General features: G+C 56.7%; 18 protein-coding genes. 8 read left to right on the plus strand and 10 right to left on the minus strand.

Annotation, left to right across the window (positions count from 1 at the left end; all coding sequences use genetic code 11):
* Positions 1-4: 4 nt before the first annotated feature.
* The 4 genes from alkB to PMI18_RS16395 all read right to left on the minus strand — a co-directional run bounded on the left by alkB (position 5) and on the right by PMI18_RS16395 (position 2,015).
* A complete protein-coding gene (alkB, locus tag PMI18_RS16405; RefSeq protein WP_007900030.1) occupies positions 5-685 on the minus strand; it encodes a DNA oxidative demethylase AlkB in 681 nt (226 codons plus the stop codon).
* A complete protein-coding gene (locus PMI18_RS16400; protein ID WP_007900031.1) occupies positions 675-1,385 on the minus strand; it encodes a 2OG-Fe(II) oxygenase in 711 nt (236 codons plus the stop codon). The genes alkB and PMI18_RS16400 overlap by 11 nt, the downstream gene beginning before the upstream one ends.
* Positions 1,386-1,513: 128 nt before the next feature.
* The gene (locus tag PMI18_RS31170) at positions 1,514-1,684 is read right to left on the minus strand and encodes a hypothetical protein (RefSeq protein WP_162131372.1); all 171 of its coding nucleotides are present in this window, start codon (positions 1,682-1,684) and stop codon (positions 1,514-1,516) included.
* Between the two features lie 28 nt (positions 1,685-1,712).
* The gene (locus tag PMI18_RS16395) at positions 1,713-2,015 is read right to left on the minus strand and encodes a DUF1883 domain-containing protein (protein WP_007900033.1); all 303 of its coding nucleotides are present in this window, start codon (positions 2,013-2,015) and stop codon (positions 1,713-1,715) included.
* A gap of 212 nt (positions 2,016-2,227) precedes the next feature.
* Here PMI18_RS16395 and PMI18_RS16390 point away from each other — a divergent pair, with 212 nt between their 5' ends.
* Positions 2,228-2,584: a hypothetical protein gene (locus tag PMI18_RS16390; protein ID WP_007900034.1), complete on the plus strand. Its 357-nt coding sequence runs from the start codon at positions 2,228-2,230 to the stop codon at positions 2,582-2,584.
* A gap of 71 nt (positions 2,585-2,655) precedes the next feature.
* Positions 2,656-2,886, plus strand: a complete 231-nt coding sequence (locus tag PMI18_RS16385) for a hypothetical protein (protein ID WP_007900036.1) — start codon at positions 2,656-2,658, stop codon at positions 2,884-2,886.
* Positions 2,887-3,027: 141 nt separating this feature from the next.
* Here PMI18_RS16385 and PMI18_RS16380 read toward each other — a convergent pair whose 3' ends face one another.
* Entirely contained in the window at positions 3,028-3,306 is a 279-nt protein-coding gene (locus PMI18_RS16380) for a hypothetical protein (RefSeq protein WP_007900037.1), read from the minus strand.
* Between the two features lie 138 nt (positions 3,307-3,444).
* On the minus strand, positions 3,445-3,633 hold the full coding sequence (locus PMI18_RS16375; RefSeq protein WP_007900038.1) for a hypothetical protein: 189 nt from the start codon (positions 3,631-3,633) through the stop codon (positions 3,445-3,447).
* A 281-nt stretch (positions 3,634-3,914) separates the two neighbouring features.
* Between PMI18_RS16375 and galU the strand changes: the two genes are divergently transcribed.
* Positions 3,915-4,754, plus strand: a complete 840-nt coding sequence (gene galU, locus PMI18_RS16370) for a UTP--glucose-1-phosphate uridylyltransferase GalU (protein WP_007900040.1) — start codon at positions 3,915-3,917, stop codon at positions 4,752-4,754.
* Between the two features lie 129 nt (positions 4,755-4,883).
* Positions 4,884-6,242: a glutathione-disulfide reductase gene (gene gorA, locus PMI18_RS16365; protein WP_007900041.1), complete on the plus strand. Its 1,359-nt coding sequence runs from the start codon at positions 4,884-4,886 to the stop codon at positions 6,240-6,242.
* On the opposite strand, the gene PMI18_RS16360 is transcribed toward gorA, so the two are convergent.
* Positions 6,239-7,258 (minus strand): DNA-binding protein, encoded by a 1,020-nt coding sequence (locus tag PMI18_RS16360; protein ID WP_007900045.1) that lies wholly within the window; start codon positions 7,256-7,258, stop codon positions 6,239-6,241. The genes gorA and PMI18_RS16360 overlap by 4 nt on opposite strands.
* 177 nt (positions 7,259-7,435) lie before the next feature.
* Between PMI18_RS16360 and PMI18_RS16355 the strand changes: the two genes are divergently transcribed.
* The 3 genes from PMI18_RS16355 (at position 7,436) to ahpF (ending at position 10,764) form a co-directional block, all read left to right on the plus strand.
* A complete protein-coding gene (locus PMI18_RS16355) occupies positions 7,436-8,374 on the plus strand; it encodes a site-specific integrase (protein WP_007900046.1) in 939 nt (312 codons plus the stop codon).
* A gap of 138 nt (positions 8,375-8,512) precedes the next feature.
* Entirely contained in the window at positions 8,513-9,076 is a 564-nt protein-coding gene (ahpC, locus tag PMI18_RS16350) for an alkyl hydroperoxide reductase subunit C (RefSeq protein WP_007900047.1), read from the plus strand.
* Between the two features lie 125 nt (positions 9,077-9,201).
* Positions 9,202-10,764 carry an alkyl hydroperoxide reductase subunit F gene (gene ahpF / locus PMI18_RS16345; RefSeq protein WP_007900048.1) on the plus strand — a complete coding sequence of 521 codons (1,563 nt, stop codon included), beginning with the start codon at positions 9,202-9,204 and terminating at the stop codon, positions 10,762-10,764.
* A gap of 186 nt (positions 10,765-10,950) precedes the next feature.
* On the opposite strand, the gene gloA is transcribed toward ahpF, so the two are convergent.
* Positions 10,951-11,472: a lactoylglutathione lyase gene (gene gloA / locus PMI18_RS16340; protein ID WP_007900049.1), complete on the minus strand. Its 522-nt coding sequence runs from the start codon at positions 11,470-11,472 to the stop codon at positions 10,951-10,953.
* 156 nt (positions 11,473-11,628) lie between these two features.
* Here gloA and PMI18_RS16335 point away from each other — a divergent pair, with 156 nt between their 5' ends.
* A complete protein-coding gene (locus PMI18_RS16335; protein ID WP_443200869.1) occupies positions 11,629-12,132 on the plus strand; it encodes a DUF4946 domain-containing protein in 504 nt (167 codons plus the stop codon).
* 174 nt (positions 12,133-12,306) lie between these two features.
* Here PMI18_RS16335 and PMI18_RS16330 read toward each other — a convergent pair whose 3' ends face one another.
* Together PMI18_RS16330 and PMI18_RS16325 are read right to left on the minus strand one after the other, a co-directional pair.
* The gene (locus PMI18_RS16330; RefSeq protein ID WP_007900052.1) at positions 12,307-12,672 is read right to left on the minus strand and encodes a histone-like nucleoid-structuring protein, MvaT/MvaU family; all 366 of its coding nucleotides are present in this window, start codon (positions 12,670-12,672) and stop codon (positions 12,307-12,309) included.
* 233 nt (positions 12,673-12,905) lie between these two features.
* On the minus strand, positions 12,906-14,441 hold the full coding sequence (locus tag PMI18_RS16325; protein WP_007900054.1) for an EAL domain-containing protein: 1,536 nt from the start codon (positions 14,439-14,441) through the stop codon (positions 12,906-12,908).
* Between the last annotated feature and the right edge of the window lie 63 nt (positions 14,442-14,504).

The following is a 14,504-nucleotide window of genomic DNA, read 5'->3' on the forward strand; positions in this document are numbered from 1 at the left end:
GGCTTCATCCCGCGGTACGAAAGGTGAAGTTGATCCGTTGTTCGCCCAACTGCGGGTGATAACCCTCCTTGATCGGCAACACGCCGTGATAACGCAAACGGTCCACGCCGCCCCACACCACGATATCGCCGTGCAACAGCGGCACTCGCTGGCTCTTGGCGCTTCGTTCGAAGCCACCGAACAGGAACGTCGCCGGCAATCCCAGGGACACCGAAACAATGGGCGCCGCGTAGGAATCTTCGTTTTTGTCCTGATGCAACGACATCCTGGCACCGGGAATATAGCGGTTGATCAGGCAGGAATCCGGTACGAAATCCATAAACCCTGCCTCTCGCGCCGCCGCTTGCGCCAACTCGAAAAACACCTCGGGCATTTCCGGCCAAGGGTTGCCAGTCTGCGGATCATTGCGGGTGTATTGATAGCCGCTGCGGTCGGTGGTCCAGCCCCAGGTGCCGCAACTGCTCAGCGCCACTGACATGGTAAAGCCGCCGGGCGTGACCATCTGCCGAAAGGGCGCGGCCGCCAGAACCGACTCCAGCGCCGGCAGCAACCGGTCGAGCCAAGGCAGGGCGAAGGCTCTGAGAACGTAGGATTGTTCGCCGATTTGCTCGCGCCTGGGTTGTTGCTCGGGTTCGGTGTTGGCAAACAGATCGAAGTTGATCGGGCTCATGGGGTCATAGCGCATCGTGAAAGATGATTCCAAGGGTATGCCGTTTTCCACTGTGCAGGCGACTCACGCCGTGACGCATGGTCACTCGGTAATAGCCGCGAACGCCTTTTACCGGGCGCTGATTCACGGCAAAAATCAACGCGTCGCCTTTCTTCAGATCGATAACTTGCGGGCGCGACTGCATCCGTGGGCGTTGTTCAGTCAGCACAAACTCACCGCCGGTAAAGTCTTCCCCCGGTTCTGACAGAAGAATCGCCACTTGCAGCGGGAAGACGTGTTCGCCGTACAGATCCTGATGCAAACAGTTGTAGTCCTGCGGCCCATATTGCAGCAACAAAGGTGTCGGGCGTTCCTGACCGGCGGCATGACAGCGCTGCAAAAATGCTTCGTGGGATTCGGGGAAACGGGTCGGCAGGTCCATGGATTCGTGCCAGCGATTGGCAATTGGAACCAGTCGAGGGTAGAGCGCGCTACGCAACCGGGCCACCGGATCCGGCAACGGGTACTTGAAGTACTTGTACTCACCACGGCCAAAACCGTGGCGAGCCATCACCACTTTCGAGCGAAAGGGTTCGGGCCGGTCGTACAGGGCGCTTATTTCATCGCAGGCCTCAGGGCTTAAAAACCACCTGATGACTGCGCAGCCATCCTGATCGAGTTGCTGCACAAGTGCGCCCCAGTCGAGGGCGTCGTGGTGAATCGGGTCGGTAAACAAGGGTTCTGACTCCTTGACCAAAAGGTCGAGGCGGCCAGTTTAGTGAGCGTTGCGGGAGTGGACACTCCGGCACTTGCGGTCGAATTCGAAAGGGGAGCAGACGTCCATGTTGTCGCTCCAGATCGCATTTACAGCGCTTTGCTCACGCTGATCTCGCTGATGACATCTTCAGTCTGGCCATGAATAACATTCAGTGCCGCCCTGGCTTCTTCTTCGGTGCCGTTTTCCAGCTGGGCGAATTCGAAGCGGCGCTCGCCGTTGAGTTTGTATTTGATGACGTATTTGGTCGTCTGGGCCACGGTCATACCTGCCTGTTTTGGTGTGGGCTCAGCTCAGTTTCGAGCTGGAGCGGCGGATGATTTTGATCGAGTGCGTCAGGGTCGGTTTGCGGGTCACGCTGATCGGCCGGCGATTGACCGTGTCAATGGTGATGTTCCAGAAACCGGTGCTCGGTGCAGTGATGCGAGCCGGGAAGGTGTCGAATGCGCCGCCGTGGTAAGTATGACGGCCGCCATTCTTGAAGCTGCGGAAGTTGGCGTCGTTCATCAAGCGGATGTTGCACATTTGGGAGCACTGGATGACGACGATGTCGTCTTCATTGAGGTGCTCGCGCTGGTGGATAAATTTCATGAGGCGCCTCCAGAAGGGCTTTTTCTACAAAATCAAAACGATAGCATGGGCGATTGGCGCAGTTTATCAGCCCGAACAGGTTATTATCCGGCTGTCGGGGTCCGCTTTGACAATTAAAAACAGTTATTCGGAATTCTATGAGCGATAAAAGCAATGAGCCTCGGAGAAAAACAGTATTTGTGCTGTCGGAGGGTCTTTATCGGAGGTTTTGTATGAAGTGGGGAGTTCTGGTCGTGCCGTTGGCATTGGCAGTGGGTGGATGTGCGACTGTCTCGGACATCAATGAGTCGCTGCCCACTATGAGCGTGATTTCAGGCAAGAAACCCCAAGAGTACGCGCAGTGCCTGGTCGAGAAACTGGCCGATAGCCGTGGAGCCCTGCAAGTCGAGCCGCATAAGGAAGGCGTGCGGGTTATCGTGCCGCAGAAGTTCTCGTCGGGCCCGGCAGCGGTGTTTGAAATCGAAGATCGCTCCGGCGGCAGCAGTATCAAGCTGCATGAACGCATCTCTAATGTGCCATTGCGCCCATGGGATGTGCGCAATGCCGCCACCGCGTGCATATCCGGCTGATAAACTACCCCGGTCAGCATCGATGCCGTCAAAGTCGCGCTTTGACGGCATTGTCATTTCTGGAGTCAAGCATGAAGCGAGAGCAGGTGCGGGAGCGCCACGCAGGGGGTCATATCTCTGCCACCCACGTAATTCAGAACCCGGCAAATCCGGGGGAGTGGATCGTGTTTTTCAAGAAAAGCGCCGGGCGCAGTTTTTTCCTGGTGGATGACAACGATGAAGTCGAGTCCTTCAGTCGCCTCGACGATTTAATCGAGACCGTGCGCGGGCTCGGGATCAAGTTCGCCGAAATCCACATGTAGGGGTAGCGAGAAACCTGTAGGAGCGAGGCTTGCCCGCGAAGAACGATGACGCGTAATACCTGAAAAAAGCAGTACATTCTTCGCGGGCAAGCCTCGCTCCTACAGGATTTGTGTAGCTCAAGTTTCTCAACAGGGGGAGAGCTACTTGCAGACCACCACCACGCTGCGGTTTTTGTAGTTCCCGACGTCGGCCCCCAGGGTCTTGTCGCTTTCCTTGGTCGAAGGTGTGCCGTCGGTACCGACAATTCGATAGCCGGTGCCGGCGCACGAGGCATCGGCTTTTTCGTAGCAACTGGCCCAGGCGTTGGCTTCCCCGGAGCAATCGATGCTCAGGCCTTGCTCGCCATTTTTCAGGTAAGTCGTTTCGGACGTGGCGCAGCCGCTCAAGGCCAGGACTGCAATCAGCAAAAATTTATTCATGTCGGGTGGTCGTCAGTGATGGTGGCTAAAAGCTGTGACCGCGGCGGCATCGAAAGGTTATAGCCAATGGCCATTTCTTTGCAGGCAATCACAAAAAAGCCCTGCGCAAAGGCAGGGCTGCGTCATGTCAGGCTCAGCTCAAGGCTTGTCCTTGCCGCGCCGCTTCGGGCCTGCGGGTTGATCCTGCAACACCGATGCCACTTCAATCGCCAACGCTTCGGTAGGGAACGGTCCGGCAATATTTTCGCCGCCGACGCTGTCTACCCACCACTGGCCGTCTTTTGCCTGATTGATCAGGTACCCGTTAACGCTTTTTGCTGCCGACATCTATCTGCCTCGTTGGCTGGTTCAATTGCACAATGATAGCGCCAAATGCCCTCAACGGGTGCCGATGGGTGTAGGGTGGGGCAGATTGCCTTTCGGCTGATGGTCATGCAGATCTGTCGATCTCTGCTATCTATAAGAGGTTGTGCAATGTATCTGCGGAACTATCTATCAGAATATTTCTCTATGATGGCATCGGTTAGCCAGTGCGGGGCATTGTAAGGTGCTCGCCGCCTGATTAGACTGCGCCGAAACTCGAACACACAGCCCTTTCAAGGACTTATATGATCAAGAAATGCTTGTTCCCAGCAGCCGGTTACGGTACTCGCTTCCTGCCAGCGACTAAAGCCATGCCCAAAGAAATGCTGCCGGTGGTAAACAAGCCACTGATCCAGTACGGCGTCGAAGAAGCACTGGACGCCGGGTTGACCGAAATCTCCATCGTCACTGGTCGCGGCAAGCGTGCCTTGGAAGACCACTTCGACATCAGCTACGAGCTGGAAAACCAGATCAAGGGCACCGACAAAGAGAAATACCTGGTCGGTATCCGCAAGCTGCTCGACGAGTGCTCCTTCTCCTACACTCGCCAGACCGAAATGAAAGGCCTGGGCCACGCGATTCTGACGGGTCGTCCGCTGATCGGCGACGAACCGTTCGCCGTGGTACTGGCGGATGACTTGTGCGTAAACCTGGAAGGCGACGGCGTACTGACCCAGATGGTCAAGCTGTACAAGCAGTTCCGCTGCTCGATCGTAGCCATTCAGGAAGTCGACCCGCAAGAAACTCACAAGTACGGCGTGATTGCCGGTGAGATGATCCGCGACGACATCTACCGCGTTCACAGCATGGTTGAAAAACCAAAGCCTGAAGATGCGCCGTCGAACCTGGCGATCATCGGTCGCTACATCCTGACCCCGGACATCTTCGACCTGATCGAACAAACCGAGCCAGGCAAGGGCGGCGAAATCCAGATCACCGACGCCCTGATGAAGCAGGCACAAAACGGCTGCGTCATGGCCTACAAGTTCAAAGGCAAGCGTTTCGACTGCGGTGGCGCCGAAGGCTACATCGACGCGACCAACTTCTGCTTCGAGAACTTCTACAAGACTGGCAAGGCTTACTGATAGCGCCTGAGCTGCTTGTATTGAAAAGCCACCTTCGGGTGGCTTTTTCATTTTCCGGCCCCACATAGTTTGCAAAGCTTGCCCAAAGGCCGCCCGCAGGTATGCTGGTGGCCTGCCGAGGAGATAGAAATGGCCTACGATTTTGACCTATATGTGATTGGTGCCGGTTCCGGTGGTGTGCGGGCTGCGCGGTTTGCGGCCGGTTTTGGCGCGAAAGTCGCCGTGGCCGAGAGCCGTTATCTGGGCGGTACGTGTGTGAACGTCGGCTGCGTGCCAAAAAAATTGCTGGTCTATGGCGCGCACTTCGCCGAAGACTTCGAGCAGTCGCAAGGCTTCGGCTGGACCCCGGGTGAGGCGAAATTCGACTGGGCGACGCTGATCGCCAACAAGGATCGCGAGATCAATCGCCTGAACGGCATCTACCGCAATCTGCTGGTCAACAGCGGCGTGACCTTGCATGAAGGCCACGCGAAAATCGTCGATCTGCATACCGTCGAGTTCGATGGCAAACGCTACACCGCCAAAAACATCCTGATCGCTACCGGTGGCTGGCCGCAGATTCCTGAGATTCCGGGGCACGAGCACGCGATCAGTTCCAACCAGGCGTTCTTCCTTAAAGAGTTGCCAAAGCGCGTTCTGGTGGTCGGCGGTGGTTACATTGCGGTGGAGTTTGCCGGGATTTTCCACGGGCTGGGTGCCGAGACCACGCTGTTGTATCGCGGTGATCTGTTCCTGCGTGGCTTCGATGGTGCGGTGCGCAAGCATCTGCAGGAAGAGCTGACCAAGCGCGGCATGAACCTGCAATTCAATGCCGACATCGAACGCATCGAAAAGCAAGCCGATGGCAGCCTGAAAGCCACTCTCAAGGATGGTCGTGTACTGGAGGCGGACTGCGTGTTCTACGCTACCGGTCGGCGTCCGATGCTCGACAATCTGGGGCTGGAAAACACCGGCGTCAAACTCGACAAGAAAGGTTTTGTCGAGGTCGATGAGCAGTATCAAACCGCAGAGCCATCGATCCTGGCCCTTGGCGATGTGATCGGTCGGGTACAGCTCACGCCGGTTGCGTTGGCCGAAGGCATGGCCGTGGCGCGGCGTTTGTTCAAGCCTGAGCAATATCGCCCGGTGGATTACAAGATGATCCCGACCGCCGTATTCAGCCTGCCGAACATCGGCACTGTCGGCCTGACTGAAGAAGAGGCGCGGGAGGCCGGGCACGATGTGGTGATCTTCGAAAGCCGTTTCCGGCCGATGAAGCTGACCCTGACCGAATGCCAGGAACGCACCTTGATGAAGCTGGTGGTGGACGCCAAGACCGACAAGGTCCTGGGCTGCCATATGGTTGGTCCGGAGGCTGGCGAGATCGTTCAGGGACTGGCAATCGCGTTGAAGGCAGGCGCGACCAAACGTGACTTCGACGAAACCATCGGCGTGCATCCGACGGCCGCCGAAGAGTTCGTCACCATGCGCACGCCAGTCGCGAGTTAATCGTCCTTGCGCGAGGCTGATGCGTCTGGCGCTGTCGCAACGACAGCCGCCAGGCGCACGCTGTCATCCAGGCTTGCCTGCAACTTGATCAGTTCAACTTCCAACGCTTTGTTGATGTGCGACTGCTCGTCGATGTTCTGCTTGAGTGACTGACTTTCCAGCAGGGCAATGCGCAAGCGTTCCTGGAGGAGGGTGCGCTCGCTGTCGATACGGTTGACCTGTTCCAGCAGCTGGTCCTGTCGGCTGTTGGTGTGCTTCAGTTGCTCTTGCGACAGGCTCAACTCCCGCAGTGTTCCACGGTTCTCCGTCAGTAAGCGCTCGTTGTCACGATGCAGCTGGGTGATTTCATCCTGACGAACCAGTGCGCTCTGCTGCGCCTGACGCAATTCCATTTGAATCTGCTGCACCTGACCTTCGTGACGGCGCTGTTCCTGCTCGCGCTGGTCTTTGACGGCGTTGCGGTAGTGTTCCAGCGCCTCACGGGCGTGCAGGTGCTTTTCTTCCAGCGAGCGGATCTGCTCATCCTTGTCCTGCAAACGTAATTCGAAATCTGCCAGCGCCTGATTCAGTCCGGCGTTACGGGTTTGCTCGGTCTGCAGCATGGAGCGGGTGTCTTGCAGTTCTGCCGACTCCTGGGTCAGCGCCAGGCTTTGAATTTCGTATTGCTGGTGCAATTCGGTATTGGCCTCACGGGCCTCGTGCAGTTGGGTTTCCAGCTCTTTTCGTTGTTGCTCGAACTGCGCGCGTGCCTGGTCGATGGGCTCTTGCGCCTGTTCTTTCAGGCGTTGCGCCAGGCGCGACACGAGGCTTGTCAGCTCATCGTCTATAGGCTCGGAAGGTGCTTGTACGGGCTCGACACCGTCATCGAGTTCCTTCAGGTAGCGATGGATCGTGGTTTTTGAACCGGTATTGCCCATCTCGATCCGCACCGCATCGATGCTCGGGTGTTCGCCCCGGGCGAGGATTGCCAAGCGTGCCGCCTGCACCAGTGCCTTGTTTACGCCGCCACGTGCCATGTGTTCTCCTACGATTTAATACTGTGGTACGTACCACTAATAATCGTAATGTACCACGACACAAATAAAGTTAAAATCTTGAGATTTATCATGCGGGATATACTGGTATTACCCTGTGTGATGCGCTGTAATCCGGGTTTGACCCGCTACAGCGGTACATTTTCGAGAACTGAGCCCATGACCGATCTGGATCGCTACCTGCAAGCCGCCACCCGCGACAACACCCGTCGCAGCTATCGCGCGGCCATTGAGCACTTCGAGGTCAGTTGGGGTGGGTTCCTGCCGGCGACCAGTGACAGCGTGGCGCGCTATCTCGTGGCTCATGCGGGCGTGCTGTCGATCAATACCTTGAAGTTACGTTTGTCCGCGCTGGCGCAGTGGCACAACAGTCAGGGTTTCGCCGATCCCACCAAGGCACCCGTGGTGCGCAAAGTGTTCAAGGGCATTCGCGCGCTGCACCCGGCGCAGGAAAAACAGGCCGAGCCGTTGCAGCTTCAGCATCTGGAGCAAGTGGTGGCCTGGCTGGAGCAGGAAGCGCAAATCGCCAAGGTGCAGGGCGATCAACCGGGATTGTTGCGGGCCAGGCGCGACACGGCGCTGATTCTGCTGGGCTTTTGGCGCGGTTTCCGTAGCGATGAATTGTGTCGCGTGCAGATTGAGCATGTGCAGGCCAGCGCCGGCTCAGGCATTACCCTCTACTTGCCTCGCAGCAAGAGCGACCGCGAGAACCTCGGTCAGACGTACCAGACGCCAGCCTTGCAGCGTTTGTGTCCGGTGCAGGCCTATATCCAATGGATCACTGACGCCGCGTTGGTCCGCGGGCCGGTGTTCCGAGGTATCGACCGCTGGGGCCATTTGAGCGAGGAGGGCTTGCATGCCAACAGCGTGATCCCGTTGTTGCGCCAGGCCCTGGAGCGCGCCGGCATTGCGGCCGAGCACTACACCAGTCACTCCTTGCGGCGTGGATTTGCCACCTGGGCTCATCAGAGCGGTTGGGATTTGAAGTCGTTGATGAGTTACGTGGGCTGGAAGGATATGAAGTCCGCCATGCGCTATGTTGAAGCCAGCCCGTTTCTCGGGATGACCCGCATCGCTGAACAGCCATTGGCGCTGTAGATCACGTTTTCTTCTATTAATACTGTCGGCTAATAGCGAAAACCAATCAGCAGCATCAGGTTTGCCAATGAGCCAGCCGGCGATCGACTGGGTAGGATTCACCCATCAACTTCTTAACCCCCTGACGGAGAGTCATCGATGCCTATCATCAACAGCCAAGTTAAACCGTTCAAAGCTGACGCCTTTAAAAATGGCGACTTCGTAAAAGTGTCGGACGCTGACCTGAAAGGCAAGTGGTCTGTCGTGTTCTTCTACCCAGCCGACTTCACCTTCGTCTGCCCGACCGAACTGGAAGACCTGGCTGACAACTACGCCGAGTTCCAGAAGCTGGGCGTCGAGATCTACAGCGTTTCCACCGATACCCACTTTGCCCACGCTGCCTGGCACAACACTTCGCCAGCCATCGGCAAAATCCAGTACACCATGATCGGCGACCCGACTCACGCTATCTCCCGCAACTTCGACGTGCTGATCGAAGAAGCTGGCTTGGCTGATCGTGGCACCTTCGTGATCAACCCGGAAGGCCAGGTCAAAATCGTTGAGCTGAACGACGGCGGTGTTGGTCGTGACGCTTCCGAGCTGCTGCGCAAAATCAAGGCTGCTCAGTACGTTGCTGCTCACCCGGGCCAGGTTTGCCCAGCCAAGTGGAAAGAAGGCGAGGCCACTCTGGCTCCGTCCCTGGACCTGGTCGGCAAGATCTAAGTCTGTGACGCGCTTCACCAGGGCGGAACTCCGCACCTCCTAAGTAAGCTGCACCGCCCTCAAAAACGCCCGGGCGAGATTCGCTCGGGCGTTTTTTTTCGACACGAATAAAGGAAATCGCCCGTATGTTGGACGCCAATCTTAAAGCCCAGTTGAAATCGTACCTGGAACGGGTCACCCAGCCGATCGAGATCGTTGCATCCCTCGATGACGGTGCGAAATCCCAGGAAATGCTCGCATTACTCAAAGACGTTGCCAGTCTTTCTACCCAGATTACTTTGCTCGACAACGGTGACGACGCACGCAAACCATCGTTCTCGATCAACCGCCCGGGAGCCGACATCAGCCTGCGTTTCGCCGGTATCCCGATGGGCCACGAATTCACGTCCTTGGTGCTGGCTCTGCTGCAAGTTGGCGGCCACCCATCGAAGGCCAGCGTTGAAGTGATCGAACAGATACGATCGCTCAAAGGCGAGTTCAACTTCGAAACTTACTTCTCGCTGTCCTGCCAGAACTGCCCGGACGTGGTCCAGGCATTGAACCTGATGGCTGTGCTGAACCCGAACATCCGCCACGTCGCCATCGATGGCGCGCTGTTTCAGGCTGAAGTCGACGAGCGCCAGATCATGGCCGTGCCAAGCGTTTACCTGAACGGCGTCAACTTCGGCCAAGGCCGTATGGGCCTGGAAGAGATCCTCGCCAAGATCGACACCAGTGGCATCGAGCGTCAGGCCGAGAAAATCAGCGCCAAAGAAGCTTTTGACGTGTTGGTCGTCGGCGGTGGCCCGGCCGGTGCTTCGGCGGCAATCTACGCTGCTCGTAAAGGCATTCGCACCGGTGTGGCTGCGGAACGTTTTGGTGGTCAGGTGCTCGACACCATGGCCATCGAGAACTTCATCTCCGTGCAGGAAACCGAAGGGCCGAAACTGGCCGTGGCGCTGGAAGAACACGTCAAGCAGTACGACGTGGACATCATGAACCTGCAACGCGCCGACAAGCTGGTGCCGGGCAAAAATGGCGAACTGCACGAAATCCATTTCGCCAGCGGCGCCTCCTTGAAAGCCAAGACCGTGATTTTGGCGACCGGTGCCCGGTGGCGTGAAATGAACGTTCCCGGTGAGCAGCAATACCGCAACAAGGGCGTGGCGTACTGCCCGCACTGTGACGGTCCGCTGTTCAAAGGCAAGCGTGTGGCAGTGATTGGTGGCGGTAACTCCGGCGTCGAAGCGGCTATCGACCTGGCTGGTATCGTGTCCCATGTGACCCTGCTGGAGTTCGACGTACAACTGCGCGCCGATGCGGTGTTGCAGCGCAAGTTGCACAGCCTGCCGAACGTTACGGTGATCACCAGTGCGCAAACCACTGAAGTGACCGGCGATGGCCAAAAGGTCAACGGCCTGCGCTACAAGGATCGTCAGTCGGACGAGTTGCGCACTGTCGAGCTGGAAGGGATCTTTGTGCAGATCGGTCTGTTGCCTAACACCGATTGGCTCAAAGGCACCATCGAGCTGTCACCACGCGGCGAGATCATCGTCGATGCCCGCGGTGAAACGTCGATGCCCGGCGTGTTCGCGGCCGGTGACGTGACCACCGTGCCTTACAAGCAGATCGTGATTGCGGTGGGCGAGGGCGCCAAGGCTTCCCTGAGCGCATTCGATCACTTGATCCGCACCTCGGCGCCTGCATAAACGCCGACGCTGAAAACACAAAACCCCATGAGTGATCATGGGGTTTTTTTGTGTCTCGCACTGATCGTTCCCACGCTCTGCGTGGGAATGCAGCCCGGGACGCTCCGCGTCCCAAAGCGTGACGCAGAGCGTCACAGGAGGCGTTACCACGCAGAGCGTGGGAACGATCATTTCTGTGTGTGGTGCTTACAGCGGTGCCGGCTGAATGATTTCGACCCAGTAACCATCCGGGTCCTTGATGAAGGCCAGGCTCTTCATGCGACCGTCGTTCAGGCGTTTCTGGAAATCGCAGCCCAGCGCTTCGAAGCGCTCGCACGCGGCGCGGATGTCCGGCACCGAAATGCAGATATGGCCAAAGCCGCGTGGGTCGGTGTTGCCATTGTGATAGGCGAAATCCACGTCGTTTTCGGTGCCGTGGTTGTGAGTCAGTTCGAGAATGCCGGGGATCGACTTCATCCACTCGGTACGAGCCGCGGCATCGGCCGGGATCTGATTTTTATCGACCAGCGCCAGGAAATACAGGCTGAACTCGGCTTCCGGGAAATCGCGTTTCTCCACCAGCGAGAAACCCAGGACGCGGGTGTAGAAATCCAGGGACTTGGCGATGTCCTTGACCCGCAGCATGGTGTGGTTGAAGACGAACTTCTGGGTGGCGGTGTCGGGTTGGGCGGTCACACCGGGAAATGTATTGAGTTCGTGCAGGCTCATGGGGCCCTCCGGAAAATCCAAGAATGGTCACAATGATACGCAAGGGCTCTGGCATCGCCAAACCAAAACCGCAGGCTTGCCTGACAGACGGGTGAGGCTCAGACTTTACGGCTCAATTCGTGAGTGTTCATTGCAATGACCCGATTCTGTCAAACGATGTTCGTCCTGATGTGTCTGCTTTCAGGTGTTACCACTGCTCATGCAGAGGCTCCGGTCGTGACCTGGCCAAACGGATGGACCGTCGAGGTCGTCTCGCAAGACGAGGCCAACCCACAGGTTTCCCGGCAGCGCGCGGTAAAAAACGACCAGGACGGTACACCGGTGATGGTGATGGAGTTGACCATGACTCAGGTAGAAAGTGGTCACCAGGTGAATCTGGAAGGCGTGCTGCTGGAAATGCGCAAGTCGGTGCAAAAGGACTTTTTTCAGGGTGGGTATCAGAGCGTTTGCACTAAAATTCACCCGACTACCTTGAGCCGGCTATCGGCGCTGGAAACTACCTGCACGATTACGCAGAACGGTCGACATGTGCTGTCTCAAACATTGGTCGCGGCGGTAGACGCCGATAAGGCCTATGTTCTTTCCTATGCGGGGCAGGCAGAGGTTTATAAGGCAAGTCAGGACGACATAGCGGCTGCTCGAAACAGCTTGAAACTTTAGTTTAAGGTTTGCGTATCAGTAGGTTTCTGCGTGTTCGGCATTTTTTAGATAGCCAAAGGGATTAAGCATAAAGTTGATCAGCATGTAACGAGTTGATCGGCGACTATCGTTGCATTTAGACGCCATCCATAAAAAAGCCCTGCATTGGCAGGGCTTTTTTATGACCGCGAGTGCTTAGCCACGCAGCCAGGAATCAACGGTGGCGGCACCGTATTGTTCCTTCCAGGCTTTCAGGCCGCGATGGTTGCCACCCTTGGTTTCAATCAGTTCACCGGTGTGCGGGTTCTGATAGACCTTGACCACGCGAGCGCGGCGGGTTTTAGGCGCTGTTGCCTGCTGCAGGCCGGATTTCGCCGGGTTCGGATCGAGGATGGCGATGATGTCGCGCAAGCTCTTGCCGTAGGTTTTCATCAGCCCCTGGAGCTTTTCTTCGAATTCGATTTCTTTCTTGAGCCCGGCATCGTTCTTCAGCGATTCCAACTGCTTGAGCTGTTCTTGAAGGGCCTTTTCAGCTGCACGAAATTCAGCGAGTCTGGACAATATCTTTACTCCAATAGTGTGTTTGGCTGATACCAACCGCAAACAAAGCTATAAGCCAAGAGCCTTGAAGCGACTCGGTGATAATGACTCACCTGCCAGTTCTGCACAGGTATGAAAAATTGTAGTAGTTAATTGGCCAAGAGTAAATCCTGACTTTTTCTTCATGTAACAAGAGTAGTCTTTTGATTCAATTTGGTGCGTATCATCATGATCTCGGTGCTTAAGGTGGTTAGTTAATGATCGCTTAATGCACTAATGAAGTCTGCACCGGGCATCGGTCGGCCGAACAGATAACCTTGCAGGAAGTTCACGCCGTGGGCGGTCAGATAGTCACTTTGCTCCTCGGTTTCCACGCCTTCGGCGACGATACCCAGATCGAGTTTGGCCGAGAGTTCGATGATGCTGTCCAGAATGTGTCGGGAGAGGGCATCGATACCGATCATGGCGACAAAGCTCTGGTCGATTTTCAGGAAGTCCACATTGAACTGACGCAAGTAATCCAGGCTTGAGTGACCGGTGCCAAAGTCATCGGTCGCGATCATCACGCCCAACCCGTGAAGCTGTTCGAACAATTGCAGGGTGATGTCTGTCGGCTCGATGAGTTCGCGTTCGGTCAGCTCCAGCACCAGGTTGATACTGCCCGGGGCGAAAGCGCTGAGGAACTCACGGCAGTCCTCGACCAGCTCCAGATCCCGGCAGTGGCTGGCGGTGATGTTGATGCCAATGTGAAACGGCCCCTCGAACGATGCCGACAAGGGGGCCAGTAATGCAGCGGTTTGTTGCATCAACGAGCGAGTCATCGGCACGATCAGCCCGGAATGTTCGGCAAACGGAATGAACAGATCAGGGCGTACCAAGCCTTCCTTGGGATGTTTCCAGCGCATCAATACTTCGGCACCGGACCACTGCTTATTGTCGCCATGCACCACGGGCTGAAAATACGGAATGAACTCTGCTGCCTCCAGCGCTCGCTGCATTTCACGACTAGGCGACGTCGAACGCTTCTGCAGGACATGCCCGATCGAGCCTGACACCACGCCGAAGAACATCAACAGACCGAACAGCGGCGGGTATTCACTGCGCATGTAACGCCAGGTTTCTCCTTCGGGGAAACCGGCGGCCACCGTAAAGGCATATCGCGCAGACATCAGCGTGTTTTGCGCCACCGGCAAAATGGGCAGGGCATCGTTGTGGACTTTGCCGTCGGCGGACAGCCAATCAGGGCCTACTCGCAGCAACAATAATGTTTTGCTACCAATCAGGCGCAGCGCGTTACTCAGGTGATAACCGTTCAGCGTGGTCAACGCGCCCTGGTTTCCTTCATTCAGCCGATACACCAACAACGCGGTATCGGGCGTAACCGAATTGCCGTTCATGAGCCATAGCTTGCCTTGGGTGTAGTCGCCGGGATTGATCTTTTCCTGATACTCACCGAACAACGAACTGCAATAGAGGTTGTTGTCCCACACAAGGTTGGCCGAGCGCACGAACGGCCGGCGGGTGACTTGTTCACGCAGGGCCAGTTTGACGTCGTTGCAGTTTTGGCCGGCCAGCGGCAATAGCTCTTGCGCCGCTTGGGCGGTATTGTCGAGCATCAACTCGAATTGGCGAATGGCTTCTTCGCCAGTCAGTTCAGTACTTTGCTTGAGGGTACGTTCAGCCTGCAGATAGAGAATGGCGAACCCCAGCAAAACCGGGAGTAGCCCGCTCAGAACAGTCACAATGATCCGGGTGCCACGTTTACGGCGGCTTTTGACGTTCAGTGGCATTCGCAAATCCATCGCGATAAAAGAGGGCTCTCAAGGCTGGCACGACACGCCTCCTTTAAGAGT

The organism is Pseudomonas sp. GM102 (genome assembly GCF_000282555.1).
Taxonomy (GTDB): domain Bacteria; phylum Pseudomonadota; class Gammaproteobacteria; order Pseudomonadales; family Pseudomonadaceae; genus Aquipseudomonas.